Consider the following 22,534-nt stretch of genomic DNA (forward strand, 5'->3'; position numbering starts at 1 on the left):
TTGATCAGCCGGTCAGCCAGCCGGCGATGGCCGCGGTGATGGGCTGCCCCGTCGCCAGCTCGACGAAGCCGAACTGACCGCCCTGGTTGCACTCCAGGAACCACCAGGTCCCCTCGGCGTCTTCGGCGAAGTCGAAGGCGCCGTAGGCGAGTCCGGCCGCGGCCATGTACTCCCGCACCGAGCGCGCGATGCGCACCGGCGGCTCCACGGGCTCCCAGTCGGCGTCCTCGGGGCCGCCGAACCTGCCGTCGACCTGGCCGGGAGCGGACTTCTTGCGGGCCGCGAACAGCTCCGTCCCCACGCAGGTGAGGCGGATGTCGGCGGCCTTGGGTATGTACTGCTGCAGCAGTGTCGGCCCGGCCGCGACCGCGGAGAAGTCGGCGTCCGGGGCGACCAGCGTGGTCGGCAGGGCCATCGGCGGATCGCCCGGGTGCGTGCCGGAGACCGACTTGACCACCAGCTGCGGATGCTGCTCGGCGAACTCCCGTGCCGCCTGCGGGAAGGTGGTGATGAGCGTGGCGGGGACCGCGAACCCCGAGTGGTGCGCGGTGAACAACTGCCACGGCTTGTAACGGGCCTGCGCCGCGGCGGCCGGGTGGTTCATCCACCGGGCCCGCACGCAGCGCAGCGCCCCGTACAGCGCTCCGCCGGCCTCGGCGGTCAGCCACGCGGACTGCTCCGCCGCGCCGGCGCCGGGTGTGCCGGGTCTTCGGATCCAGACGGAGCGCACGCTGTCCATGCTCACCATGCGCTCCTGGACCGACAGGTACCCGCGTACGTCACCGCGTACGTACTCGGCGGACATGGAGACCTCGCCGGGCAGGTCCGCAGGGTCCAGGCGGACCACCGGCGTTCCGCGGTCGTGCAGCGCCGCCACCACCAGGTCGGCTGTCACGTCCTCGGGGGAGGTGAGGATCAGGACGGTCATGGGGTCCGTGGTGCTCAGTCGTCGAAGTGCGTCTTGGAACCGGCGGTGGAGACGGTGGCGGCCGTGGCGAGCAGCAGCGCGCGGTCGGTGATGACGGGGCGTCCGTCGGGGAGCACGTTCAGCTGCAGGGCGGAATCGTAGGTGTAGGGCGCGACAAATGTTTCGGGTGTGGCCGGCCGGGCATGAATCAGCGCGAACGGTCGCATGGCTTCTCCTCACTTCTCCTGCGCGTCGGGCAGCAACCAGCTCCAGTGCCCAACTGCGGCCCTACGTATGAGACTCACATGGGCCCCTGAACCGTTCCCTGTTACTGGTGTGACGCAGGTAACTATACGTGCTTGAAGTGCATTGAGTTCGCTACGCAGAGTGACGAAGTGACTCTCTTTCGTAGGTGGCGCCAGGGGGCACCGGTGTTCGCGTACCCCCTGCACGGCCGAGGTTGCGCACCGTCACGGAGCTCGTCGTCCGCGCTCCTCCTCCAGGGCCAGCACCTCGGGCAGGTTCCCCAGCCGCTCCAGCCCCCGAACCGCCCTCGCCGTACGGTGGTTGGCGGCGAGCAGGTCCCGGTGCCGGTGCACGAAGGCCCAGTAGCCCGTCGTGTACGGGCAGGCGCGCTCGCCCGTCCGCTCGGCGGGCCGGAAGGCGCAGCCGTCGCACAGGTCGCTCATGCGGTGGATGTAGGCGCCCGCCGAGGTGTACGGCTTGGTGGTCATCAGTCCGCCGTCCGCGTACTGGGACATCCCGACCACGTTCGGTGCCATCACCCAGTCGTGGCCGTCGACGAAGCAGCGGTGGAACCAGTCCGTCAACTCCGCCGGGTCCCAGCCGCGTTGGAGGGCGTGGCTGCCCAGCACCATCAACCGGGGGATGTGGTGGGTCCACCCCGTGTCGCGGACCTGGGCCAGCACCGTCGACAGGCAGCGCGCCCGCACCGCGTCCGCGTCCAGTTCCAGGAACCAGCGCGGCAGCCGCGCGTGGTGGCGCAGTTCGTTGCGGTGCCGGTAGTCCGCGCCGAAGTGCCAGTACAACTGCTGTACGTACTCCCGCCATCCGGCGACCTGCCGGACGAAGCCCTCCACGCTGTTCAGCGGGGCGTCGCCGGAGCGCAGCGCCCGCTCGACGCACTCGGCGGGGTGCAGGAGCCCCAGGTTCAGGGGGGCGGAGAGCAGGCTGTGGCTCATCACCGGGTCCCCGGCGAGCATCGCGTCCTCGTACCGCCCGAACTCCGGCAGCCGGTGCGCGACGAAGGAGCGCAGCGCCGACAGCGCCTCGCGCCGGGTCGCGGGGAACAGCCGGGGGCCGTCGCGTCCCACGAAGCGGACCAGCCCCTCGCGCTCCCAGCGGTCCAGGTCGTGCCGGACCTCCTCGTCGATCTCGTCCTCGTGGGGGCGCCAGGGCGGCGGCACCCCGAGGCCGTCCCGGCCGCGCGGCGGCGGCTCCCGGTTGTCGTGGTCCAGGTTCCAGCGGCCGCCGGCCGGTTCACCGCCGTCCATCAGCAGGTCGTGGGAGCGGCGCACCCAGCGGTAGAAGTCCTCCAGCAACAGGTGCCGGCCGCCGCGGCCCTCCAGCCAGCCGGCGAAGTCCCCGCGCGACACCAGGAATCCGCGGTCCGGCAGGACCTCGACCCGGTCCAGCGACTCCACCAGTCGCAGCGCGGCCCGCGAGCTCGGCCGGCACACGGTCACGGGTGAGTCGCCGACCGCCTCGCGCAGCCCCTCGCGGTAGGTCCCGGCCCGTACGTAGCGCACGCGGTCGCCGAGTTCCGCCACCCGGTGCCGCATCGCGGACAGCAGGAGATGGGCCTTGGCGCGGTGCGAGCGGCGCCGGGCGAACGCCGAGCGTGCCTCGATCATCACCACCGGGACGCCGGGGTCGAGGAAGTGCGGCCCCAGTTGGTCGCCGAAGAGCCAGTGCGGACGTGGCGCCATGCGGGATACCTCCGGTGGCGTGCGGCGGGACGTAGCGGGATGTTCCGGGCGGGGACATCCTTCATCACGCCGGCGGCCGACGGCTGCAACGGCGTGCGTGGCAGCCCGCCCGTGTCGTCGCTCCGGACCGCGGCGGTGAGCGGGGAGCCCGTTCGCCCGCTCCCGACGGGCCTGCCCGAGGCGCCCGGGGCGCACCGGCGTGCGGGCACGGCCGTGACCGGCACCCTGCTGTCTCAGCCGTCCCGGCGCCGCGCCCGCCTCCTGTGCGCCCTCACGAACGCCGTCACCGTCGTGCGCGTGGGCGCCCGCACCTCCGGAGTGCCGCACGGGGCGCCCGAGGCCCGGCAGCACCCGCCGGGCGGGTCAGCCCCGTGTCGCGTCGGATCGCGGGGTGACGTCGCGCTGCCAGCGGGTCTCGCCGTCCACGACGACGGACGTGGGGGCCAGGCCCGCGGCCGCGGCGACGGAACGCGAGGCCCGGTGCCCGGGGTGGACGTGGGCGATGACGCGGTCCACGGGGAGCGCGGCGAGCCGGGCGACGAGGGCGGCCGCCGCCTCGGAGGCGATGCCGCGGCCCTGCCAGTCGGTGCCGATCACCCAGGCGACCTCCGCGACCGTGCCGTCCGGGGTGTCCCGGGCCACCGTCGCCTGCACGGTGCCCGCGAGGCGGTCCTCCGCGCGCAGCCGCACCACCCAGTTCCACCAGGACACGGCGGGGTCCCCGGAGCCGGCGACCAGGCGGGTGTAGCGGGCGCGCAGGCCCGGCACGTCGTACGGGGTGCCGCCGGTGAACTCGTGGAGCCCGGGGTCGGCGAGCACGGCGGCCATCTCCTCCGCGTGATCCACCCGCAGCGGTTCGAGCACCAGTCGCGGCGTGGTGATCGCTTCGGGCCCGCCCGGCCGTACGGGCGGCGTCACCGCGGGATCCCGAAGAGCCGGACGGCGTTGCCGTGCAGCACGCCCCGCGTCCACGCGTCGCCCAGCTCCAGCCGCGTCAGCGCCTGCAGGGCGTGCAGGTACGCGTACGGGATGTTGGGGAAGTCGCTGCCGAACAGCACGCGTTCGCCGAGGTCGGCCAGCCGCTTGCGCTCCGGGGGAGGGAAGGGCGCATCGGCCTCGCTGAAGTCCGTGAACGCCATCGTCGTGTCCAGGTGCACCCCTTCGTACCGCTCGGCGAGGTCCAGGAACGCCCCGTACTCGGGCATGCCCATGTGGGCGACGACCAGCCGCAGCCGGGGGTGCCGGGCCAGCAGCCGGGCGATCGGCCCGGGACCGGTGTGGCGGCCGGGGACGGGCCCCGACCCGCAGTGGGTGACGACCGGGACGCCGGTCTCGGCGAGCAGGCCCCAGACGGGATCGAGCAGTGGGTCGTTGGGGTCGAAGGCCCCGACCTGGACGTGGCACTTGAAGACCCGGGCGCCCGCCTCGACCGCCCGGCGGGTGTAGGCGGCGGCCTCCGGCTCCGGGAAGAAGGTGGCCGTGTGCAGGCAGTCGGGCGTCCGGGCGGCGAAGTCCGCGGCCCAGGCGTTCAGCCAGGCGGCCATCGCCGGCTTGTGCGGGTAGAGCATCGAGGTGAAGGCGCGCACCCCGAACGCCCGCAGCGTGGCCACCCGCTCGTCCTCGTCGGTGCGGTACGCGATCGGCCACGGCCGGCCCGTGAGCGGGCCGGCGGAGTCGAAGTACGCCCAGACCTTGGCCAGCACCCGGTCCGGCATGAAGTGCGTGTGCACGTCCACGATCCCCGGCAGGCCGAGGCCCTGCCAGAGCTCCCTCACCCGGACGGCGTCGTCCGGCGGGCCTGCGTCCGTCACCTCTGCCACTGTGCCTCCTCCATGGCGGTGATCCTCACACGAACCGCGGCCCGGCAGGGCGGCGGCCCTTGTCAACGGCATCGCGCATCCATAGCATCGCCAGTGTTACAGCAATACTGTCATGCTCGTCGCGAAGCCGGAGGCCGCCGATGACCGAGGCGCGAACGCGACCGGGGGAGGGGTCCTCCGCGGGCGGGCCGCTCGCCGGTGTGCGCGTGGTGGAGCTGGCCGGGATCGGCCCGGCCCCGTTCGCCGCCATGCTCCTCGGCGACCTCGGCGCCGACGTCGTCCGCGTCGACCGGCCCGGCGGTTCCCGGCTCGGCGTCGACCCGGCGCACGACGTCACCAACCGCAACAAGCGCTCCGTGGTCGCCGACCTCAAGAGCGAGGAGGGCGTCCGGCTGGTCCTGGACCTCGCGGCCCGCGCCGACGTCCTGCTGGAGGGCAACCGCCCCGGGGTCGCCGAGCGCCTGGGCGTCGGGCCCGCCGAGTGCCACGCCCGCAACCCCCGCCTCGTCTACGGCCGCATGACCGGCTGGGGCCAGGACGGGCCGCTCGCGCCGCGCGCCGGACACGACATCGGCTACATCGCCGTCGCCGGGGCCCTCGGGATGATCGGTCCCGGCGACGGACCGCCCGCGATCCCGGCCAACCTGCTCGGCGACTACGCCGGCGGCTCCCTCTACCTGGTCACCGGGGTGCTCGCCGCACTGCACCACGCCCGCGCCACCGGCACCGGACAGGTCGTCGACGCGGCCGTCGTCGACGGCGTCGCCCACCTGGGCGCGATGATCCGCGGCATGGTCGCCGCCGGCGGCTGGCAGGACCGGCGCGGCGCGAACCTGCTGGACGGCGGCTGCCCCTACTACGCCGTGTACGAGACCGCCGACGGCGGATGGATGGCCGTCGGCGCCCTGGAACCCGCCTTCTACGCCGAGTTCGCCCGGCTGCTGGGCCTGCCCGGGGACGCGCCGGACCGGGGCGACCTCGGACGCTGGGACGAACTGCGCGCCGTGATCGCGGCCCGCTTCAAGTCCCGTACCCGCCAGGAGTGGACGGAGGTCTTCGAGGGCAGCGACGCCTGCACGTCGCCCGTGCTGTCGCTGACCGAGGCCGCCGCCCACCCCCACCTGGCCGCCCGCGGCACCTTCGCCGGCCCCGGCGGGATCGTCCAGCCCGCCCCGGCCCCGCGCTTCTCCGCCACCCCCGGCGCGCTGCGGCGGCCGCCCGCCCTGCCCGGCGCGCACACCGCGGAGGTCGCCCGCGACTGGGACCTGCCGGCGTCCGGCCCCGGTGCCGCGACGCCCACCACCACCCTCGTCGAGCGGGCCGGCGACCGGCTCCCGTAGCCGGGCCACCGGCGGAAGGCAGGCACCAGCATGCGGCGCGACCTCTTCACGGCCGAGCACGAGGCGTTCCGGGAGACCGTCAGGGCGTTCCTCGCCAAGGAGGTGCTGCCGCACCACGAGCGCTGGGAGAAGGCCGGCATCGTGGACCGGGCGGCCTGGCTCGCCGCCGGCCGCCAGGGCCTGCTGGGCCACGCGGTGCCCGAGGAGTACGGGGGCGGGGGCAGCGAGGACTTCCGCCACGCGGTCGTGCTGGCCGAGGAGTTCGCCCGCGCCGGGGCCCACGGGCTCGCCCTCGGCCTGCACAACGACATCGTCGGCCCGTACCTGACGGGGCTCGCCACCGAGGAGCAGAAGCGGCGCTGGCTGCCGGGGTTCTGCAGCGGCGAGACCATCACGGCCATCGCCATGACCGAGCCCGGCGCCGGCTCCGATCTGCAGGGCATCCGCACCACCGCCACCGACGAAGGCGACGCCTGGGTCCTCGACGGCTCCAAGACCTTCATCTCCAACGGGATCCTCGCCGACCTCGTGGTGGTCGTCGCCCGCACCACCCCCGAAGGCGGCGCGCGCGGGCTGAGCCTGCTCGTGGTGGAACGCGGCATGCCCGGCTTCGAGCGCGGCCGCAACCTCGACAAGATCGGCCAGAAGGCCCAGGACACCGCCGAACTCTTCTTCCACGGCGTACGGGTGCCCAAGGAGAACCTGCTCGGCGCCGAGAACCAGGCCTTCTTCCACCTCATGGCCAACCTCGCCCAGGAGCGGCTCACCATCGCCGTGGCCGCGGCGGCCGCCGCCGAGCACCTGCTGGACCTCACCACCACCTACGTCAAGGAGCGCGAGGCCTTCGGCCGGCCGCTCGCCCGGCTCCAGCACATACGGTTCGAGATCGCCGAGATGGCCACCGAGTGCGCCGTCACCCGCACCTTCGTCGACCGCTGTGTCGGCGAGCACTCGGCGGGCCGCCTCGACGCGGTGCACGCGTCGATGGCCAAATGGTGGGCGACGGAACTGCAGAAGCGGGTCACCGACCGCTGCCTGCAACTGCACGGAGGCTACGGCTACATGAGCGAGTTCCCGATCGCCAGGGCCTTCACCGACGGGCGCATCCAGACCATCTACGGCGGCACCACGGAGATCATGAAGGAGATCATCGGCCGTTCGCTGCTCGGCTGATCCACCCCGACCCCACCCTCACCCCTGCCCGTCACCCACACCGGCACCCTCATCGAAAGGCACCCGACGTTGAGCACCGACGCCTACGTCTACGAGGCCATCCGCACCCCGCGCGGGCGCGGCAAGGCCAACGGCTCCCTGCACGGCACCAAGCCCATCGACCTCGTCACCGGGCTCATCGACGAACTCCGCCGCCGCCTGCCGGGCCTGGACCCGGCCGCGATCGACGACATCGTGCTCGGTGTCGTCACCCCGATCGGGGACCAGGGCTCCGACATCGCCAAGACCGCCGCCATCGCGGCCGGGCTGCCCGAAACCGTGGCGGGCGTCCAGGAGAACCGCTTCTGCGCCTCCGGCCTGGAGGCCGTCAACATGGCCGCCGCCAAGGTCCGTTCCGGCTGGGAGGACCTGGTGCTCGCCGGCGGCGTCGAGTCGATGTCCCGCGTCGCCATGGGCTCCGACGGCGGCGCCTGGGCGATGGACCCGATGACCAGCTACACCACGGGCTTCGTGCCCCAGGGCGTCGGCGCCGACCTCATCGCAACCATCGAGGGATTCAGCCGCCACGACGTGGACTCCTACGCCGCAGAGTCGCAGGCCCGCGCCGTCGAGGCGTGGAAGGAGGGCCGCTTCGACCGCTCCGTCGTCCCCGTCCTCGACCGCAACGGCCTGGTCGTCCTCGACCGCGACGAGCACATCCGGCCCGGCACCACCGCGGAGAGCCTGGCCGGGCTCAAGCCGTCCTTCGCCACGATCGGCGAGGCGGGGGGCTTCGACGCCGTCGCGCTGCAGAAGTACCACTGGATCGAGAGGATCGACCACGTCCACCACGCGGGCAACTCCTCCGGCATCGTGGACGGCGCCGCCCTGGTCGCCATCGGCAACCGCGAGACCGGCGAGCGCTTCGGCCTGACCCCGCGCGCCCGCATCGTCTCCGCCGCGGTCTCCGGTTCGGACCCCACCATCATGCTCACCGGCCCCGCCCCCGCCTGCCGCAAGGCGCTCGCCAAGGCCGGGCTGACCGTCGACGACATCGACCTCGTCGAGATCAACGAGGCCTTCGCCGCCGTCGTCCTGCGCTTCATGCGCGAGATGGGCCTGAGCCACGACAAGGTCAACGTCAACGGCGGCGCCATCGCGCTCGGCCACCCCCTCGGGGCGACCGGCGCCATGATCCTGGGCACCCTCGTCGACGAACTGGAGCGCCGCGACCAGCGGTACGGACTCGCCACGCTGTGCGTCGGCGGCGGCATGGGCATCGCCACCGTCGTCGAGCGCCTCTGACCGACCCAGCCGATCGTTCCCGTCCCGCTTCACCCCGCTACGGAGCCGACCGAACATGACCGCTCTTCCGACGAACACCACCATCCGCTGGGAACAGGACGAGACCGGGGTCGTCACCCTCGTCCTCGACGACCCGAAGCAGTCCGCGAACACCATGAACCAGGCCTTCAGGGAATCCCTGCGGGCCGTCGCCGACCGCCTGGAGGCGGAACGCGACTCCGTCCGCGGCGTCATCGTCACCTCCGCCAAGAAGACCTTCTTCGCCGGCGGCGACCTCAAGGACATGATCAAGGCGGGTCCCGAGGACGCCCCGCAGATCTTCGAGGCCGGCATGGGCATGAAGCGCGACCTGCGCCGCATCGAGACCCTCGGCAAGCCCGTGGTCGCCGCGATCAACGGCGCTGCCCTCGGCGGTGGTTACGAGATCGCGCTCGCCTGCCACCACCGCGTCGCGCTCGACGCGCGCGGCTCGAGGATCGGCCTGCCCGAGGCCACCCTCGGCCTGCTCCCCGGCGGCGGCGGGGTCGTCCGCACGGTGCGGCTGCTCGGCATCACCGACGCCCTGCTGAAGGTGCTGCTGCAGGGCAACCAGTACGACCCGCGGCGCGCACTGGAGAACGGGCTGGTCCACGAGGTCGCCACCGACCACGACGACATGCTCGCCAAGGCGCGCGCCTTCATCGACGCCCACCCCGAGTCGGCACAGCCCTGGGACGCCAAGGGCTACCGCATCCCCGGCGGCACCCCCAGCACCCCCGCGTTCGCGGCCAACCTGCCCGCCTTCCCGGCCAACCTGCGCAAGCAGCTCGCCGGCGCGCCCTACCCGGCGCAGCGCAACATCCTCGCCACCGCCGTGGAGAGCGCCCAGGTCGACGTCGGCACCGCCTTCGCCATCGAGGCCCGCTACTTCACCGAGCTGGTCACCGGCCCGATCGCCAAGAACATGATCCAGGCGTTCTTCTTCGACATGCAGGCCGTCAACTCCGGCGCCAGCCGCCCCAAGGACGTCCCGGCCCGGACCGTCTCCAAGGTGGCCGTCCTCGGCGCCGGCATGATGGGGGCGGGCATCGCCTACTCCTGCGCCAAGGCGGGCATCGAGGTCGTCCTGAAGGACGTCAGCGCCGAGGCCGCCGAGCGCGGCAAGGCGTACTCCGCCGGACTCCTCGACAAGGCCCTGGCCAGGGGCCGCACCACCCCGGAGCAGCGGGACGAGTTGCTCGCCCGGATCCACCCCACCGCCGACCCCCAGGACCTGGCGGGCTGCGACGCCGTCATCGAGGCGGTCTTCGAGGACCCGGCCCTGAAGCACAAGGTATTCCAGGAGATCGAGGGCGTCGTCGCCCCCGACGCCCTGCTGTGCTCCAACACCTCCACCCTGCCCATCACGGTCCTGGCGGAGGGCGTGCAGCGCCGCGAGGACTTCATCGGCCTGCACTTCTTCTCGCCGGTCGACAAGATGCCGCTGGTCGAGATCATCAAGGGCGCCCGCAGCGGCGACGAGGCGGTCGCCCGAGCCTTCGACCTGGTCCGGCAGATCCGCAAGACCCCGATCGTCGTCAACGACTCGCGCGGCTTCTTCACCTCGCGCGTCATCGGGCACTTCATCAACGAGGGCGTGGCGATGGTCGGCGAGGGCGTCGACCCCGCCACCGTGGAGCAGGCCGCCGCCCAGGCAGGCTACCCGGCCAAGGTGCTCTCCCTGATGGACGAGCTGACGCTGACGCTGCCACGAAAGATCCGCGAGGAGGCGCGCCGCGCGGTGGAGGAGGCCGGCGGCAGCTGGCGGCCGCACCCGGCCGACGCCGTCATCGACCGCATGGTCGAGGAGTTCGGCCGCACCGGGCGCAGCGGCGGCGCCGGCTTCTACGACTACGCGGAGGGCAAGCGGGCCGGCCTGTGGCCGGGGCTGCGCGAGCACTTCACCAAGCCGGAGGCGGCGGCCGTCCCCTTCGAGGACCTCAAGGAGCGCATGCTCTTCGCCGAGGCCCTGGACACCGTCCGCTGCCTCGAGGAGAACGTCCTCACCTCCGTCGCCGACGCCAACATCGGCTCCATCATGGGCATCGGCTTCCCCGCCTGGACCGGCGGCGTCCTGCAGTACGTCAACGGCTACCCCGGCGGCCCGGCCGGCTTCCTCGCCCGCGCCGAGGAGCTGAGGGCCGCCTACGGCGAGCGCTTCGCGGCACCGGAGCTGCTGGTGCGCAAGGCCGAACGCGGCGAGACCTTCACCGACGGCTGACCCGACCGACCGGTGCCGCGGTCCCCCGCGCCGGGGGACCGCGGCACCGCCGTGTCAGTCCTCGCCGCGCCCCCGGTCGCCGAGCCCGGCGGCCGTGGCCCGCAGCTCCTCGGCGAGCGACCGCTGGAAGGCGGTGACCAGGGCCTGGACGACCATCGGCTGCAGGTCGTCGGTGAGCCTGCGCATCCGGGCCCGGTCCTCCGGCGCGGGGCGCCCCGCCACGTACGGCTGCCACACCTCCTGCTGGAAGAGCCGGTGCAGCTCGTGGGCGACCGCGCGCGCGTGCTTCAGCACGATCTCCCGGGTGGCGAGCAGCGTCTCCAGCGGGATCGGCACGTCCAGCAGGCGCACGCCCAGGTGCAGCAGCGCCGGGTTCACCAGCAGCACACCGGGATCCGCTGTGGGGTGCAGGACGCCCATGGCCGCCAGCCGGTCCAGGTCGGGGCCGCTCAGCGGTCGGCCCGCGCGCTGCTCGAGCCGGTCCCGGGGCAGTTCCTCCGCGGCGTCCGGCATCCACGTCGCCACCAGCGCCCGGTGCAGTGCGAGGTCCTCGGGGGTGATGTCGGCGGGCAGCTGGTCCAGGTAGCGGCCGATCGCGGCCAGCGTGAGCCCCTGCCGCTGCAGCTCCTCGATCAGCGCCAGCCGGGCCAGGTGGTCCGGCCCGTACAGACCGACGCGGCGGGTGCCCAGTTCCGGCGGCGGCAGCAGGCCCTTGGCACTGTAGAAGCGGATCGTGCGGACCGTCGTACCGGACCGTGCCGCGAGCTCGTCCACCGTCAGGCGCGGCTCCTCGGCCCCCGGCGCGGTCTGCCGGGCGGGGGACTGCGTCATGCGCCGGATCTCGCTCTCTGCCTCGCCGCGCTGGTCATGCCACCAGTATGACCGGTCACGGTGCGCAGCCGGGGGCCGCTCACGCGGCCCGGGCGACCGGTGCCTTCTCCGCCCGCGTGTCGTCGGCACGATCCACGGGCGGATTGCCGGGGTGATCCCGGGAGGCCGTTGAACTCGTGCCGCGCGCCGTGCTCGACGGCGCGTGAAGGTCGCTGCGGCACCCGCGCTCGACCTCCGTACGCCGGGGCGTTGGCCGCGGGCCTCAGGATTCCGCGGGGCGGCGGGAGCCGGGGCCGGTGTCGAGCGCGCCCGCGAAGTGCTGCGCGAGGCCCGTGACCTTGATGACCCGCAGCAACTGGGGCGGCAGCGAGGTCAGCCGCAGGGCCGTGCCCGCGGCCGTCGTCCTGCGCAGGACGACGATCAGTGCGGACAGGCCCGAGGAGTCGCACACGGCGACCCCGGACAGGTCGAGGACCAGTTCCGCGGGCGGGCCGCCGGGGGAGAGTTCGTCCGTCACGGCGTCCAGCAGGTCCGGCGCGGTCTCGTGGTCGAGGTCCCCGGAGAGGTGGAGGACGACGCTGCCCGTGCGGGAGCGGTCGGTCGTCATGTGCAGGGGTGGCAGATGCGGGTGCGTCATGCGGTCTTCGCCGGCCGCTCCGGTGCGGTCGTCCCCTCCGTTCGCCGGATCGTGGAGACGCCCGACTCGAGGAGCGCGAGCGCCCGGGGGAAGTCGCGCAGGGTCGTGGCCATGAGCCGCAGGCTCACGGTCAGCGCGGTCGCGGGAACGCCGCGGGCCGCGAGGATCCGCGCGGTCCAGACGAGGAAGTCGCCGAAGAGTTCGGCGTCGTCGACGTACAGGGCCGCCGCCAGGTGGTCGGCGATGTGGCCCAGGTCCTCGGCGGTGTGGTCGAGTTGGCGCCGGGTGTACGAGCGGCTCGCCGGGAGGACCCCGGGGAGCGCCTCCAAGGTCTCGGCGACGAGCCGGGATCTGGCCCGCGCCACCAGGGTGTACTCGTCGTCGGCGAGGTGGGTGAGGGTCTCGTGCGGCCGCCGCACCCGCGGCGGCCAGGCCCGGGCCAGCCGGTCGGCGGCGTCCGGGGCCGACGCCGCCCAGGCGTCCGCGCCGAGTTGGAGCGCGTAGCGGCCGTCGCGCCCGAAGCCGCGGCCGCCCGCGAGCACCGCCACGCCCGCCGCCTGGCACGCGGTGATCGTGGCGTGCGCCTTGGGCAGCCGTACGGTGAGCGACGAGCTCAGCGCCACGGCGTCGGGGCCGGTCGTGTGCAGGTGCGCCACCAGGTGCTGGGCCGGGACGTGGGCGCCCAGGAAGTCGACGTGCCAGCCGCGCAGCCGCAGCGTCTCGGCGACCAGCCGCGCGGGCATGGTGTGCCACTCGCCGTCCACGCAGGCGACCACCACGCGGCCCACCGGGGGAGAGCCCCGCCGGTCCGGCGGGGCTCCGGTCAGGGCGGCGACGGCGCGCTCGCTGATCGCGGTCGCCGCGTGCTCCTGGCCGACGGTGATCCGGCCGGCCGCCCACTCCCTGCCGATCCGCCGCTGCGCGGGTGCGATGACCTCGTGCAGGATCCGCTCCGGCCGCAGGCCGTCGCCGACGGCGGCCTCCACCACGGCCACGGCCGCGTACTCGTCCCCGCCCGCGATGGCGGCGAACAGGGCGTCGGCCCGGTCCTCCGCCGGACCGGGGGCCGCCGCCCGGGTGCTCACGGTGCTCATCCAGTGAACCTGCCCGGTCCGTGGCCGTTCACCGCACTCAAATGGGTGCCGCGCGGGGCGGCCACGCCGACCAGCGCGATGTCGTCGTGGGGACGGTCGGCGAGCCACTCGGTGGTGCGCATCTCCACGTGCTCGACGAGGGCCTCCACCGGCATGCCGACGCAGCCGGCCACGGTCGTCTTCAGCCGCTCCGAGCCGAAGAACTCACGGCCCGTCACCCCGCCGCGGGCCTCGGTGACGCCGTCCGAGTAGAGCAGGCAGCTCTCCCCGGGCTGCAGCACCGTGGTGAAGGTCGTGGCCCGTACGTCGGGCACGGCCCCGATCAGCGTGCCGGTGGTGTCGGCCTCCTCCACCTCCCCGGAGGCCCGCAGGATGAGCGGCGCCGGATGCCCGCCCGCGGTCAGCCGCAGCCGCACCTGGCCGTGGCCGAGCGGGGTCACGCCCGCCAGCACCATCGTGGCGAAGCGCGCGTGGGCGGTGTTGAGCAGCGCGTGGTTGAGCAGCGTCAGCAGTCGGACATGGTCGGTCTCGACCAGCCGCAGGGCGCTGAGCGTGTTGCGGATCTTGCCGGTGAGGACGGCGGCCTCCAGGCCCTTGCCGCACACGTCCCCCAGCACCACCGTGCTCTCGCCGTCGGACTCCTCCGCCGGGTAGGCGTCGTAGAAGTCCCCGCCGATGCGCAGCGTCTCGCGGGACGGCCGGTAGGAGCCCGCGACCTCGGTGCCCCTGATGGGCTTGAGCCGCGGCGGCAGCAGGTCCTCCTGGAGCACGGCGGCGCTGCGCGCCTGTTCGGTGTAGAGGACGGAGGCGGAGATCGCGGCGCCGGCCCGGGCGGCGAAGATCCGGGCGAAGGTCTCCTCCTCGGTCGTGAACGGCCCGCCGAGACGGCGCATCAGGACGAGCGCGCCCGCCGGGACCCCGTTGCCCGGGAGCGGGGTCACCAGCAGCGACACCGGGACGCCGAAGTCCTCCGGGAGCAGCCACTGCGGCGCCCGCGCGGGATCGATCCAGCGGGACGGCACCGGGGGGAACCCGGCCAGCGCCTCCGCCAGCCCCGGCACCTCGGCGGGGTCGGCGGCCAGGGAGGACTCCTCCACGCCGGGGCGCCCCGCGACGGCCCGGGTCAGCCGCAGCCGCCGCCGGTCGGGCGGGGTGATGACCACCGCGGCGTCGGCGAGCCGGGAGGCGGCCAGTTCGGCCGTGGCGGCCACGCACTTGCGCGGGTTGAGCGAGGAGAGCAGGCGGGCGGACGCCTCGGCCAGGAACTCCGTTCGCCCGTGGGCCAGCCGCAGTTCGCGGTCGGTGCTGCGGGCGTCCGTCACGTCGGTGAGATACCAGGCGTGGTGGCCGCCCGGGAGGTCGGCGCGGCGTGCCGTCACCTGCCGGCTCCCCACGCAGCCGTGGGCGGCGGGCGCACCGGAGGCGTCCGCGGCCGTCAGCCACGAGGGAGCGGTCCCGGCGAGCGGCCGGCCGGCCACCACCTGCGGCGCCCAGGAGGTGATCACGGCGTTCACGGCACGTATCACCCCGGCGCGGTCGCACACCACGACGGCGGTCTCGGTCAGGGACTCGATCAGCGCGCGCAGCACCCGTTGCCCGATCCGAGCGGAGGTGCCTGACCCCTGCTCGCGAGCCACAGATGAGCGCGGAGGCGGGAGAGACGTCACAATGCGGTAGGAGCAAGGCCGGGGCCGTGTGGGACCGTCGGGCTCGCTCCGGTCACCCTCTCGTACCTGGACGAAGGTTGGCTGGGCAAACAGTTGCCCTTCGGCAAGAGTCTTCCCCATCGCCCGTCACCAGGCAAGCTCCTCCCAGCGGTTCACTGCCAGTCGAGGCACACCACCAGCGCGTCGTCCTCGGCCTCCGGCAGGACGCGGTGACCCGGCAGTTCGCCCAGGATCGCCCGCGGGACGTCCGCGGCCGGGAGCAGCCGGGTGGCCAGGGCCGCGCGGGCCAGCGCCCGTTCGCCGTAGGTCTCACCGCCGGGTGCGGCGGTCGCGTACACGCCGTCGCTGACCACCAGGAGCCGGTCTCCGGAACGCACCTCGAAGGGCTGCGGCACGTAGGGGGTGTCCTCGAACATGCCCAGGGGCGACTGTGCCTCGAATTCGATCCTGTCCACCGCCGAGCCGCGCAGCCGGTACACGCGCGGCGATCCGGCCTCGACCACCTCGGCCGCACCGGTCACGAGGTCGAAGCGCATCAGCAGGACCGAGACGTACCGATCGCCGCGGTGCCGGGCGTAGACGGCCTGGTCCGCGAGCATCGCCTGGTCGGCGAGGGGGACGCCGGCCCGCCGGGCGTTGCGCAGCGCGTTCACGGTGAGGCTGGTCAGCAGGGCCGCCTCGATGCCCTGGCCCATGCCGTTGGTGACGCTCAGCGTGAGGTCCCGCTCGGAGGCCGACCAGTCGAAGTTGTCGCCGTGGATGTCGTAGGCGGGCTCCAGCTGGGCTCCGAGCGCGTACTCGGGGCGGGCGCAGGCCCGTCCGGGCAGCAGCTCCCACTGCACCTCCGCGGCGAGGGTGAGCCGGTCCCGGCGGCGGGCGCGCAGGTAGCGGTCGGTGTCCCGGTCGGCGACGAGGAGGTGGTGGCCGAGGATCTCGGCGACCTCCGCGAGCTCGCGCACCTCCTCCGCGGCGGGTTCACCGGGGAGGGCCACGCTGAGCACGCCGATCCGGTCGCCGCGCACGCTCACCGGCAGGTGGACGCGCACGCCGCCGTCCCCCGCCGGCTCGGTGAACGGTTCCTGGGCGCCGAAGGCCCGGCCCTCGGGTGTTCCCGCGAGGGGTACGGCGGCCTCCGCGGGCTCGGGTGCGGAGACCGGCTGGAGCACCGCCAGGCCGTAGTCGGCGAGCAGGATCTCCACGGAGCGGGCCGCGCAGTGGGTGCGCAGGACGTCCTCGAGGATGGCGGGCAGGGCGTGCGGGGGTGCCGCGCGCAGGGCGCGTTCGGCGGCGAGCGGGGCGTGTCGGTTCACCGGGGTGCGACGGTCCTTCTGGGTGCGTGGGCGGGTCGGTTAGCGTGGTGGCGCGTCGTGTGGCGCGCCCTGTCCTGTCTTCGTCTACCCGCTCGCCGGCGGTGTCCCGCCGGCGGCACGCCGTGAGGAGGTTCACTTGCCCGCAACCGCCGGATCGCAGCGGGACGCCGCCGTGGCCGCGGCGTCGTCCGTGGTCGAGGCGCTCGAGGTGCTGTGGGGCCGCGGCCGTGACGCGGGCGACCCTCCCGTGCCGCCCTCGCAGCTGCGCGTGCTGTTCGCGCTGGAGGGCAACGAGGGGATCAACCTGCGGACGCTGTGCGACGCCCTGGGCGCCGGGCCGCCCGCGGTGAGCCGGCTCTGCGACCGGCTGCAGGCGGTGGGGTACCTGACCCGGGACACCAGCCCCACCTCGCGCCGGGAGGTGTGCCTGTGGCTCACGCCGCGCGGTGCCGCCTTCCTCGCCCAGCTGCGGGAACGCCGCGAGCAGGAACTGGCGACGGTCGTGGCGGCGATGCCCGAACGGGCCCGGCGCGCGTTGCTGGAGGGGCTGACCGCGTTCCGTTCCGCCGCCGAGACGACGGGGCTCGGTGCCGTACGGCCGCTCCCGGGGGACCGCAGTAACACCGCGTAGCCGTCCGGCCGTGCTCGCCGGCGCGCATCCGGCGCCGGGGGGCGGTTGGCCGACGGGTCGCCGTTCGTGCAATTGTTGCGTTCGACTACTGTTGCCAAACGGCAATGATCAAGGATGATCGGCACTGTCCCAAAGGGCACCCGGCCAGGGTGCCGTTCGCGTACGATCCCATCGCCCCACCCGGGGCACCGCAGGTGTGGGGAGACGATGTGGAAGGCAACACGCTGACGCCCCCCGAGGGTGTCATCCCCAGACAGGGCGACGGCCGGCGCGGCCGGCTCTCGGTCCTCCTCGTCGAGGACGACGCGGGGGACGCGCTGCTCGTGGAGGAACTGGTCGCCGACAGCGGGGTGCCCGTCGAACTGCGCTGGGTGCGCACGCTGGCCGAGGCCGGCACCGAACTGGCCGCGCGCCCCGCCGACTGCGTCCTGCTGGACCTGCACCTGCCCGACGGCCAGGGCCTCGACGTCCTCGGTCACGCCCTGTCGCTCACCGACCGCGCCGCCGTCGTCGTGCTCACCGGTCTCGCCGAGGAACGGACCGGCCTGGCCGCGCTCTCCGCCGGTGCCCAGGACTACCTGGTCAAGGGACGCGTCGAGGGCGAACTCCTCGGCCGCGCGCTGCGCTACGCGGTCGAACGCAAGCAGGCCGAACGCGCGGCCGTCGCCCTGCGGGCCAGCCAGATGCGGGCCCAGGAGAACGCGCGCCTGGAGCGCGGACTGCTCCCGCTGCCCATGCTGCGCACCAAGGACGTCACCGTCACGCCCCGTTACCGACCCGGCCGGGCCGACTCCCTGCTCGGCGGCGACTTCTACGACGTCGTGGAGACCGATGAGGGCGTCGTCCACACCCTCATCGGGGACGTGTCCGGGCACGGGCCCGACGAGGCCGCGCTCGGCGTCGGACTGCGCATCGCCTGGCGCACCCTGGTGCTGACCGGAGTCGAGGGCGCCCGGCAACTCGCCCTGCTGGAGCAGGTGCTGGTGGCCGAACGCGCCGCCCCCGAGATCTTCGCCACCGCCACCATCCTCACCCTCGCCCCCGACCGCCGTACCGCACGCGTGTGGCGCGCGGGCCACCACGGACTGCTCAACCTGACCCCGGACGGCACCGTCGAGTACACCGAGCCGCCCCGCGGGCCCGCCCTGGGCGTGGTGCCCGGCGCGGGGGAGTGGCCCGAGGGCCGGCTCGAACTGCGCCCCGGCCAGTCGCTGATGCTCTTCACGGACGGCCTGTTCGAGGGCCGCACCGACCAGGGACGGCTCGGTGAGGAGGGCCTGCTCGCCCTGGCCAGGCAGCACGCCACGCTGCCCGCCTCGGAGTTCGTCGACACCCTGATCGCGCGCGCCGAGGCGCTGGCCGCCGACCACGGCGGCCTGGACGACGACCTGGCCGTGGTCCACCTCACCTGGAGCGCCTCGCCGTGACGGGCGCCCGCGCACGGCTGACCGTCCAGGGCTGGATCGTGCTGGTCCTCGCCGCTCTGGGGGTGTTCATGACCGTGGCCGCGGGCGTCGGCCTCACCCAGCTGCGGCGCACGGCGCAGGTCTCGGACCACCTCATCGACCGGGTCTCGCCCGCGCGGGTGGAGGCCTACCGGTTGCAGACCGCCCTGGTGGACCAGGAGACCGGGGTCCGCGGCTACGCCATCACCGGGGACCCGGACTTCCTGGCGCCCTACACCCGCGGCCGGGCCGTCGAGGAGGACGCCGCGCGCCGCATGCGCACCCTGCTGGACGGCCACCCCGAGCTCGTACGCGACCTGGAGGCGCTGCGGCAGGCCGCCGCCGACTGGCGGCGGCGGTACGCCCGGCAGGTCGTCGACCGCACCGAGGCCCTCGGCGCCGCCACCCCCGACGCGGCCACCACCCGCCGGGGCAAGGAGGCCTTCGACCGGGTCCGGGCCCTGTCCGGGACGCAGGCCCGCCGGCTGGACGCCGAACGCGCGGCGGGCACGCGGCAGCTGGCGGACGCCCGTACCCTGCGCGACCGGGTCTTCGGGTTCATGGTGGTGGCCTTCTTCCTCACCGCGGTCGCGCTCGCCGTCCTGGTGCGGCTGATGGTCGTCCGCCCGCTGAACCGGCTCCGCGAAGCCGTGCAGGACGTGTCGGGCGGCGAGTACGACCGCCGCATCCCGTCCCACGGCCCCGCGGACCTGCACGCCGTGGGCGCCGCGGTGGAGGGGATGCGGCTGCGCATCGTCACCGAACTGGGGGAGTCGCGGCGCAAGGAGGAACAGCTGCGCCACGAGGGGGAGCTGCGCGAGCTGCAGGCCGAGGAACTGCGCCGCTCCAACGCGGAGCTGGAGCAGTTCGCCTACGTCGCCTCCCACGACCTGCAGGAACCGCTGCGCAAGGTCGCGTCCTTCTGCCAGCTGCTGGAGAAGCGCTACGGCGGCAGCCTCGACGAACGCGGCACCCAGTACATCGCCTTCGCCGTCGACGGCGCCAAGCGCATGCAGGTGCTCATCAACGACCTGCTGACCTTCTCCCGGGTCGGGCGGCTGGGTGACGCCAGCGTCCCGGTCGCGCTCGACGAGCCGCTGGACCGCGCACTGGGCAACCTGTCCGTCGCGATCGAGGAGTCGGGCGCCGTGGTCGAGCGCCCGCCCGTGCTGCCCGCCACCGTGGGCGACCCGACCCTGCTGACCATGCTCTGGCAGAACCTGGTCGGCAACGCGGTCAAGTTCCGCGCGGAGCACCGTCCGCCGCGGGTGACCATCACCCTGGACGGGCCGGTGGCGCCGGACGGGCCCGGGCGCTCGGACGGCGACGGCATGCTGCGCTTCTCGGTCACCGACAACGGAATCGGCGTGCCCGCGGAGTTCGCCGACAAGATCTTCGTCATCTTCCAGCGCCTGCACAGCCGGGACAGCTACGGCGGCACGGGCATCGGGCTCGCGCTGTGCAAGAAGATCGTCGAGTACCACGGCGGCCGGATCCGGCTCGACCCCGGGCGGCCCGAGGGCACCCGCATCAGCTTCACCCTGCCGGCGGCCGCCGTGCGGGAACCCGCACCGGAGGAAGGGTCCGAGTGAACCTGCAGGAACCGGAACCGATCATCGTGCTGCTCGTCGAGGACGACCCCGGCGACGAGCTGATGACCCGCGAGGCGTTCCAGGAGAACAAGGTCCGCAACGTCCTGCACGTCGTACGGGACGGCGAGGAGGCCCTCGACTTCCTCCACCGGCGTGGGGACCACGCCGGCGCACCGCGCCCCGGGCTGATCCTCCTCGACCTCAACCTGCCGCGCTTCGACGGCCGTCAGGTGCTCGCCGCGATCAAGGCCGACGCCGACCTGTGCACCATCCCGGTCGTCGTCCTCACCACCTCGGAGGCGGAGGAGGACATCCTGCGCAGCTACAAGCTGCACGCCAACGCGTACGTGACCAAGCCGGTCGACTTCGACCGCTTCATCGACGTGGTCCGGCAGATCGACGACTTCTTCGTGACGGTGGTGAAGCTGCCGGGCCGCTGATCCGGGCGCCCGGCGCGGCTCAGACCCTCCGCCAACGGGCCATCGCCCAGGAGAACACCCCGAACAGGGCCAGTCCCGCCGCGATCACCGCCAGCAGCCACGGCCCGGCGGGGGTGTCCTGGAACGTCCGCAGCGTGTCGTCCAGTCCCTTCGCCCGGTCCGGGTCGAAACGCACCGCCGCGACGACGACGAAGCAGCCCGCGGCGGCGAACACCACGCCCCGGCTGGCCCCTCCGGCCACCCCGAGGAAGTCGACCACCCGGCGGGTCCGCGCCGACATCGCGCCGGTCCGCAGGTGCTTGCGGAAGCGGCGCAGCAGGGCCCGCACCGCGATCCACACCCCGGCTCCCGCGAGCGCCAGCCCCGCCGCGCCCACCAGCCAGCGGCCCATGGGCCAGTCCAGGGCGCGCGCGGTGACGTCCTTGGATGCCTTGTCGCTCGAACCGCCCGCGGACGAGCCGTCCACCGCGAAGGTCACCACGGAGTACGTCACGAAGGCGTAGAACACCGCCCGAGCCGCGGACATCAGGCGCTTGCCGGCCTTGTCCCCGTCCGGTCCCGCCGCACCGAACGCCGCCTCCGACAACCGCCACAGCGTCATCCCGGCGAACCCCACCGCCAGGGCCCAGACCAGGAACCCGCCGAAGGGCTGCGCCGCGAGCCGGGCGACCGCGCCGCCCCGGTCGGCCTGTTCCGAGGACCCGTCGAAGGCGACCTGCAGCGCGAGCACCCCGAGCAGGGCGTAGATGACCCCACGTGCCGCCAGACCCGCCCGCGCCCCGGCGCGGATCGCCTTTCTCCCCTGCGTCCCGGGCCGTACCGCGCCCGTATCCACCCTCGTCCCCACTCCTGCCTCCCTGCCCCGATTGCCTTCCGGTCCCCCGGGTGCCCCGTCGCGGCCGGAACACACCCGGCGCACGGCGGCACGCGGCTGCGTGGAGTCCCCGGCCGGGGGTATCCGCGTGGTGCGAACACACTTCCGGCCGGGCGGCCGGACGAGGTTGGGGTTGAGGTGGAGATGGAGATCTCGAGCATCATCAGTGCCATCGTGATCGGTCTGATCATCGGTGTGCTGGGGCGTCTGGTGGCGCCGGGTCGGCAGCCGATCGGGGTGCTGTGGACGATCGTCGTCGGCATCGTGGCGGCCTTCATCGGCAGCGCGATCGCCCAGGGGTTCGGCGTCGCCGACACCGACGGCGTCGACTGGATCGAGTGGCTGATACAGATCGGCCTCGCGGCCGTCGGAGTGAGCCTGCTGTCGCGGAGCCGGTCGCGGCGGTGAGCACCCCGGTCCGGCCGCCCCTGTTCGGGGACGGCCGGACCGCGTGCGGGACGGCGACCGTGCCGGTCGCCGTCCTCGTCGTGCCGGGGGCACGCCGCGCGCGACGGGGCGGCCGATGGTAAGTCAGCCATGAGGTGCACGATCGAGCAGTGGGAGGGTGCCGTGTCCAGTGACGACGCGGACGGACGGACCGGCCCGGCGGACGGGCGCGACGAGACCGAGGACGAGCGCGCCGACCGGAAGTGGGGCGAGCTCATCCAGGAGGTGCGGGTCGCCCAGACGGGCGTGCAGATCCTCTTCGGCTTCCTGCTGACCGTCGTCTTCACCCCGCACTACCAGCGGCTCGGGACGACCGACCACACGATCTACATCGTCACGGTGGTGCTCGGCGCCTGCGCGACCGGGGCGCTGATCGGCCCGGTCTCCTTCCACCGGATCGTCTCGGGCCGCCGCATCAAGCCGCAGGCCGTGCGCTGGGCCTCCCGGCTCACCTTCGTCGGGCTCGTGCTGCTGCTGGCGACGATGACCTCGGCCCTGCTGCTGGTGCTGCGCGCCGCCACCCACGACGCCTATGTGCCGTGGCTCGTCCTCGCCGTCCTGGTCTGGTACCTGGTCTGCTGGTACGGGCTGCCGCTCTGGGCCCGGTACCGCCACACGGGCGACTGACCCGCGGCGCGGGCCGCGACGCGAAGGCGGTGGCCGGGAAACTGTCATTGAAATAAGCTGGTACAGTGATAACAGCTTGGGTTACTGTCTGACCCAAATATGCTTCCGCATCAGCCTTCAGCTTTTGCAGAATCATTGCGGAGATTTCTTGTGGAGAATACTCTTTGTCTTCAATCTTCTCCTTATGATTGGAACCCATGTGACGCTTGATGGAGCTAATTGTGCGG

At 73.6% G+C, this 22,534-nt stretch carries 21 protein-coding genes and 1 pseudogene; 10 read left to right on the forward strand and 12 right to left on the reverse strand.

Going from position 1 to position 22,534, the window contains the following annotated elements; translation table 11 throughout:
- Window positions 1–4: 4 nt before the first annotated feature.
- The 5 genes from tgmB to ACFW3D_RS35025 form a co-directional block, all read right to left on the reverse strand.
- Complete coding sequence (gene tgmB, locus ACFW3D_RS35005; RefSeq protein WP_500511391.1) at window positions 5–928, reverse strand: ATP-grasp ribosomal peptide maturase; 924 nt, start codon at window positions 926–928, stop codon at window positions 5–7.
- A 14-nt stretch (window positions 929–942) separates the two neighbouring features.
- Window positions 943–1,134: a putative ATP-grasp-modified RiPP gene (tgmA, locus tag ACFW3D_RS35010; RefSeq protein ID WP_018562451.1), complete on the reverse strand. Its 192-nt coding sequence runs from the start codon at window positions 1,132–1,134 to the stop codon at window positions 943–945.
- Window positions 1,135–1,377: 243 nt separating this feature from the next.
- A complete protein-coding gene (locus ACFW3D_RS35015) occupies window positions 1,378–2,856 on the reverse strand; it encodes a cryptochrome/photolyase family protein (RefSeq protein WP_500511393.1) in 1,479 nt (492 codons plus the stop codon).
- 363 nt (window positions 2,857–3,219) lie between these two features.
- Complete coding sequence (locus ACFW3D_RS35020) at window positions 3,220–3,774, reverse strand: GNAT family N-acetyltransferase (protein ID WP_500511395.1); 555 nt, start codon at window positions 3,772–3,774, stop codon at window positions 3,220–3,222.
- Window positions 3,771–4,676, reverse strand: a complete 906-nt coding sequence (locus ACFW3D_RS35025; protein ID WP_500511397.1) for an amidohydrolase family protein — start codon at window positions 4,674–4,676, stop codon at window positions 3,771–3,773. The genes ACFW3D_RS35020 and ACFW3D_RS35025 overlap by 4 nt, the downstream gene beginning before the upstream one ends.
- Before the next feature lie 140 nt (window positions 4,677–4,816).
- Here ACFW3D_RS35025 and ACFW3D_RS35030 point away from each other — a divergent pair, with 140 nt between their 5' ends.
- The 4 genes from ACFW3D_RS35030 (at window position 4,817) to ACFW3D_RS35045 (ending at window position 10,712) form a co-directional block, all read left to right on the forward strand.
- Complete coding sequence (locus ACFW3D_RS35030) at window positions 4,817–6,016, forward strand: CaiB/BaiF CoA transferase family protein (RefSeq protein WP_500511399.1); 1,200 nt, start codon at window positions 4,817–4,819, stop codon at window positions 6,014–6,016.
- 30 nt (window positions 6,017–6,046) lie between these two features.
- Entirely contained in the window at window positions 6,047–7,189 is a 1,143-nt protein-coding gene (locus ACFW3D_RS35035) for an acyl-CoA dehydrogenase family protein (RefSeq protein WP_500511401.1), read from the forward strand.
- Window positions 7,190–7,258: 69 nt separating this feature from the next.
- Window positions 7,259–8,473, forward strand: coding sequence for an acetyl-CoA C-acetyltransferase (locus tag ACFW3D_RS35040; protein WP_500511403.1), 1,215 nt, complete (start codon window positions 7,259–7,261; stop codon window positions 8,471–8,473).
- Between the two features lie 55 nt (window positions 8,474–8,528).
- Window positions 8,529–10,712 carry a 3-hydroxyacyl-CoA dehydrogenase NAD-binding domain-containing protein gene (locus tag ACFW3D_RS35045; protein WP_500511405.1) on the forward strand — a complete coding sequence of 728 codons (2,184 nt, stop codon included), beginning with the start codon at window positions 8,529–8,531 and terminating at the stop codon, window positions 10,710–10,712.
- Between the two features lie 54 nt (window positions 10,713–10,766).
- Here ACFW3D_RS35045 and ACFW3D_RS35050 read toward each other — a convergent pair whose 3' ends face one another.
- From ACFW3D_RS35050 to ACFW3D_RS35070, 5 genes are all read right to left on the reverse strand, one after another.
- Window positions 10,767–11,543, reverse strand: a complete 777-nt coding sequence (locus ACFW3D_RS35050; RefSeq protein WP_500511407.1) for a MerR family transcriptional regulator — start codon at window positions 11,541–11,543, stop codon at window positions 10,767–10,769.
- 262 nt (window positions 11,544–11,805) lie between these two features.
- A complete protein-coding gene (locus ACFW3D_RS35055) occupies window positions 11,806–12,180 on the reverse strand; it encodes an STAS domain-containing protein (RefSeq protein WP_500511409.1) in 375 nt (124 codons plus the stop codon).
- Window positions 12,177–13,274, reverse strand: a complete 1,098-nt coding sequence (locus tag ACFW3D_RS35060) for a cobalamin B12-binding domain-containing protein (RefSeq protein ID WP_500511411.1) — start codon at window positions 13,272–13,274, stop codon at window positions 12,177–12,179. Before ACFW3D_RS35060 ends, ACFW3D_RS35055 begins: the two co-directional genes overlap by 4 nt.
- Window positions 13,271–14,863 carry a PP2C family protein-serine/threonine phosphatase gene (locus tag ACFW3D_RS35065; protein ID WP_500511413.1) on the reverse strand — a complete coding sequence of 531 codons (1,593 nt, stop codon included), beginning with the start codon at window positions 14,861–14,863 and terminating at the stop codon, window positions 13,271–13,273. Before ACFW3D_RS35065 ends, ACFW3D_RS35060 begins: the two co-directional genes overlap by 4 nt.
- A 230-nt stretch (window positions 14,864–15,093) precedes the next feature.
- Window positions 15,094–16,251, reverse strand: coding sequence for a PP2C family protein-serine/threonine phosphatase (locus tag ACFW3D_RS35070; protein ID WP_500511415.1), 1,158 nt, complete (start codon window positions 16,249–16,251; stop codon window positions 15,094–15,096).
- Between the two features lie 136 nt (window positions 16,252–16,387).
- Between ACFW3D_RS35070 and ACFW3D_RS35075 the strand changes: the two genes are divergently transcribed.
- The 4 genes from ACFW3D_RS35075 to ACFW3D_RS35090 all read left to right on the forward strand — a co-directional run bounded on the left by ACFW3D_RS35075 (window position 16,388) and on the right by ACFW3D_RS35090 (window position 20,359).
- On the forward strand, window positions 16,388–16,882 hold the full coding sequence (locus ACFW3D_RS35075; RefSeq protein WP_500511417.1) for a MarR family winged helix-turn-helix transcriptional regulator: 495 nt from the start codon (window positions 16,388–16,390) through the stop codon (window positions 16,880–16,882).
- 209 nt (window positions 16,883–17,091) lie between these two features.
- A complete protein-coding gene (locus ACFW3D_RS35080) occupies window positions 17,092–18,309 on the forward strand; it encodes a PP2C family protein-serine/threonine phosphatase (protein ID WP_500511419.1) in 1,218 nt (405 codons plus the stop codon).
- Window positions 18,306–19,919, forward strand: coding sequence for a sensor histidine kinase (locus ACFW3D_RS35085; protein WP_500511421.1), 1,614 nt, complete (start codon window positions 18,306–18,308; stop codon window positions 19,917–19,919). The genes ACFW3D_RS35080 and ACFW3D_RS35085 overlap by 4 nt, the downstream gene beginning before the upstream one ends.
- Before the next feature lie 2 nt (window positions 19,920–19,921).
- On the forward strand, window positions 19,922–20,359 hold the full coding sequence (locus ACFW3D_RS35090) for a response regulator (protein ID WP_500511432.1): 438 nt from the start codon (window positions 19,922–19,924) through the stop codon (window positions 20,357–20,359).
- A 19-nt stretch (window positions 20,360–20,378) separates the two neighbouring features.
- On the opposite strand, the gene ACFW3D_RS35095 is transcribed toward ACFW3D_RS35090, so the two are convergent.
- Window positions 20,379–21,206: a DUF1206 domain-containing protein gene (locus ACFW3D_RS35095; protein WP_500511424.1), complete on the reverse strand. Its 828-nt coding sequence runs from the start codon at window positions 21,204–21,206 to the stop codon at window positions 20,379–20,381.
- Window positions 21,207–21,377: 171 nt separating this feature from the next.
- Here ACFW3D_RS35095 and ACFW3D_RS35100 point away from each other — a divergent pair, with 171 nt between their 5' ends.
- Window positions 21,378–21,641 carry a GlsB/YeaQ/YmgE family stress response membrane protein gene (locus ACFW3D_RS35100; protein WP_500511426.1) on the forward strand — a complete coding sequence of 88 codons (264 nt, stop codon included), beginning with the start codon at window positions 21,378–21,380 and terminating at the stop codon, window positions 21,639–21,641.
- 129 nt (window positions 21,642–21,770) lie between these two features.
- Complete coding sequence (locus tag ACFW3D_RS35105) at window positions 21,771–22,307, forward strand: DUF6328 family protein (RefSeq protein ID WP_500511428.1); 537 nt, start codon at window positions 21,771–21,773, stop codon at window positions 22,305–22,307.
- A 40-nt stretch (window positions 22,308–22,347) separates the two neighbouring features.
- Here the strand turns inward: ACFW3D_RS35105 and ACFW3D_RS35110 are convergent.
- Window positions 22,348–22,534, reverse strand: a pseudogene (locus ACFW3D_RS35110) (Hsp70 family protein); the annotation flags it as partial.

Origin of the sequence: Streptomyces sp. NPDC058864 (assembly GCF_042742985.1) — a bacterium.
Lineage (GTDB): Bacteria > Actinomycetota > Actinomycetes > Streptomycetales > Streptomycetaceae > Actinacidiphila.

Bases quoted from the DNA above. Each gene is read 5' to 3' on its own strand.
- tgmB (WP_500511391.1), bottom strand. From the start codon at position 928: ATGACCGTCCTGATCCTCACCTCCCCCGAGGACGTGACAGCCGACCTG.
- tgmA (WP_018562451.1), bottom strand. From the start codon at position 1,134: ATGCGACCGTTCGCGCTGATTCATGCCCGGCCGGCCACACCCGAAACA.
- ACFW3D_RS35015 (WP_500511393.1), bottom strand. From the start codon at position 2,856: ATGGCGCCACGTCCGCACTGGCTCTTCGGCGACCAACTGGGGCCGCAC.
- ACFW3D_RS35030 (WP_500511399.1), top strand. From the start codon at position 4,817: ATGACCGAGGCGCGAACGCGACCGGGGGAGGGGTCCTCCGCGGGCGGG.
- ACFW3D_RS35035 (WP_500511401.1), top strand. From the start codon at position 6,047: ATGCGGCGCGACCTCTTCACGGCCGAGCACGAGGCGTTCCGGGAGACC.
- ACFW3D_RS35045 (WP_500511405.1), top strand. From the start codon at position 8,529: ATGACCGCTCTTCCGACGAACACCACCATCCGCTGGGAACAGGACGAG.
- ACFW3D_RS35050 (WP_500511407.1), bottom strand. From the start codon at position 11,543: ATGACGCAGTCCCCCGCCCGGCAGACCGCGCCGGGGGCCGAGGAGCCG.
- ACFW3D_RS35055 (WP_500511409.1), bottom strand. From the start codon at position 12,180: ATGACGCACCCGCATCTGCCACCCCTGCACATGACGACCGACCGCTCC.
- ACFW3D_RS35060 (WP_500511411.1), bottom strand. From the start codon at position 13,274: ATGAGCACCGTGAGCACCCGGGCGGCGGCCCCCGGTCCGGCGGAGGAC.
- ACFW3D_RS35100 (WP_500511426.1), top strand. From the start codon at position 21,378: ATGGAGATCTCGAGCATCATCAGTGCCATCGTGATCGGTCTGATCATC.
- ACFW3D_RS35105 (WP_500511428.1), top strand. From the start codon at position 21,771: ATGAGGTGCACGATCGAGCAGTGGGAGGGTGCCGTGTCCAGTGACGAC.